This window comes from Embleya sp. NPDC005575 (genome assembly GCF_040605455.1).
Classification (GTDB): Bacteria; Actinomycetota; Actinomycetes; order Streptomycetales; family Streptomycetaceae; genus Embleya.
Window position 1 is genome coordinate 1 of the sequence record NZ_JBEXCV010000334.1, and the last position, 1,904, is coordinate 1,904.

Below are 1,904 nucleotides of genomic sequence, written 5' to 3' on the forward strand. Positions count from 1 at the left end.
AAAGGGGCCGGCTCGAACGGACTGCGAAGTCCGGGGGCGGTGGGCGGTGCGCGGTCGTAAGCCGTCGGCTGCCGCCTACCGGGCGGGGATACTGCATCGCGTGCCGTCGCCGGGGCCTCGGAAGGAGGGGCGAGCGACCTGCGGCAAAAATACGAACGCCGTACCAGGGCCCGCTACCTCACGGTGGCGGGCCCTGGCACGGGGGCGCCGAAAGGGCGTCAGGCGGGAACGATGTTCTCCGCCTGCGGGCCCTTCTGGCCCTGGGTGACGTCGAAGGAGACCTTCTGGCCTTCCTGGAGCTCACGGAAGCCCTGGGCGGCGATGTTCGAGTAGTGGGCGAAGACGTCGGGGCCGCCGCCGTCCTGCTCGATGAAGCCGAAGCCCTTTTCCGCGTTGAACCACTTCACGGTGCCAGTGGTCGACATGTCGTTCTCCTTCGTTAGGGAAGCAGTACCGGAATCCACACAGTGCGATTCCGCGTCGCCGCAAGGAGCCCACCCGGAGATGACCGGCAAACAAAAAATGCACCCACGGATCACGCCCGTCAGGTGCACACAAAGTTCATGGGTACCACAACTGCAACTGAGATCAACGTAGCACGAATGCCGACGGCCTCGTGGACTCCGACGACCAACCGGTCCCGATGACCGGGGATTTTCGGGGGACGGCAACCGATGCACGCCGGCCCGTGCGCGGTCTCACTGATCGCCCGCATCGCCTCCGCGTCGGCGCCTCGGGCAGCAGCGGCCGGGGCCTGTTCTCGTGCGTCCTGCGCTTCGCCGGGGCGTCGAAACCCTTTGTCGGAGTGGGTGTGCGGTGGAGGTGATGGGGCAGGCGTGGGTCGAATCCATTCGAGACGACGGCTCCCGGCGCGGTAACTGGCTTGCCCGGCAGTGGAGTTCGTCAAGAGTAGAGGAGTCCCCAGTGAGCACCGGCGACAACGTGTGGGGTCACCACCCCGAGTCCGGCTACACCGCGGGAACCAGCCTGACCGGCTACAAGGTCGAGGCCACCGACGGCCACATCGGCAAGGTGGACAAGCACAACGACGAGGTCGACGCGTCCTACCTGGTGGTGGACACCGGCGTGTGGATCTTCGGCAAGCACGTCCTGTTGCCTGCGGGCACGATCTCGCGAGTCGATGTACAGGGTGAGGTGGTTTACGTCTCCTGCACCAAGGAGGAGATCAAGAACTCGCCGGAGTTCGACAAGGACAAGCACCTCGGCGACCCCGATCACCGCACCCGTACCGGCGACTACTACGGCAACACGGCCCCCGGCTCTCCCGGCGCCCCCGGCACCGGCCCGGCGGGCACCCTGTAGTCCGTACGCCGATGACAACGCGCAGGGCGCTCGGCCGGCTCCGGGCCGGTGGAGCGCCCTGCGCGTCGTGGACGGCGCGGTTCGGCGTGCCAACGACCGACGAATGGGCCGGCCGGCCGGGTGTCGTGGCAATCCGACTCCGGGCGGCACGGGGCCGAGCGACGCCGACTGCTCTCGCGAAACGGGCGATTCCTTTCCGCGGATCCTGTCGCCAACGACTCTCTTTTCCAGGCATGCACCCGAATGTGTGGGGCACACGTGCTGCGGAGGTAAAAACAATGATTCCCCTTCTGGTTGTCCTGCTTCTTGCCCTGATCCTTTTTGGCGCCGGTTTCGCGCTGAAAGCCCTGTGGTGGATCGCCGTCATCGTCCTGATCGTCTGGGCGCTCGGCTTCGTCTTCCGCTCGGCCGGCAGCGGCGGCGGCCGTGGCCGTTGGTACCGGTGGTAGCAGCGTCGCCCGATGGCGGCACCTCACCTGATGCGGGCCGTGGCCCCACCCGGACACCGCGTGAACTCGTCCAGCATCTGATCGAGGTCCAGCAGCAGAGAAGGCAGGTACTCGGGCGCCGAACGCGCCCGC

Annotated in this window: 3 protein-coding genes; 2 read left to right on the plus strand and 1 reads right to left on the minus strand. The window is 67.1% G+C overall.

What is annotated here, in order from left to right; genetic code table 11:
- Positions 1 to 218: 218 nt before the first annotated feature.
- The gene (locus ABZS54_RS42820) at positions 219 to 425 is read right to left on the minus strand and encodes a cold-shock protein (RefSeq protein ID WP_355548848.1); all 207 of its coding nucleotides are present in this window, start codon (positions 423 to 425) and stop codon (positions 219 to 221) included.
- A 499-nt stretch (positions 426 to 924) separates the two neighbouring features.
- Between ABZS54_RS42820 and ABZS54_RS42825 the strand changes: the two genes are divergently transcribed.
- On the plus strand, positions 925 to 1,323 hold the full coding sequence (locus ABZS54_RS42825; RefSeq protein WP_355548851.1) for a PRC-barrel domain containing protein: 399 nt from the start codon (positions 925 to 927) through the stop codon (positions 1,321 to 1,323).
- 278 nt (positions 1,324 to 1,601) lie between these two features.
- Positions 1,602 to 1,772 carry a DUF5670 family protein gene (locus tag ABZS54_RS42830; RefSeq protein ID WP_020554947.1) on the plus strand — a complete coding sequence of 57 codons (171 nt, stop codon included), beginning with the start codon at positions 1,602 to 1,604 and terminating at the stop codon, positions 1,770 to 1,772.
- The last annotated feature ends 132 nt before the right edge of the window (positions 1,773 to 1,904 follow it).

Excerpts from the sequence above, each read along its gene's own strand:
- ABZS54_RS42820 (WP_355548848.1), bottom strand. The coding sequence starts at position 425 with ATGTCGACCACTGGCACCGTGAAGTGGTTCAACGCGGAAAAGGGCTTC.
- ABZS54_RS42830 (WP_020554947.1), top strand. The coding sequence starts at position 1,602 with ATGATTCCCCTTCTGGTTGTCCTGCTTCTTGCCCTGATCCTTTTTGGC.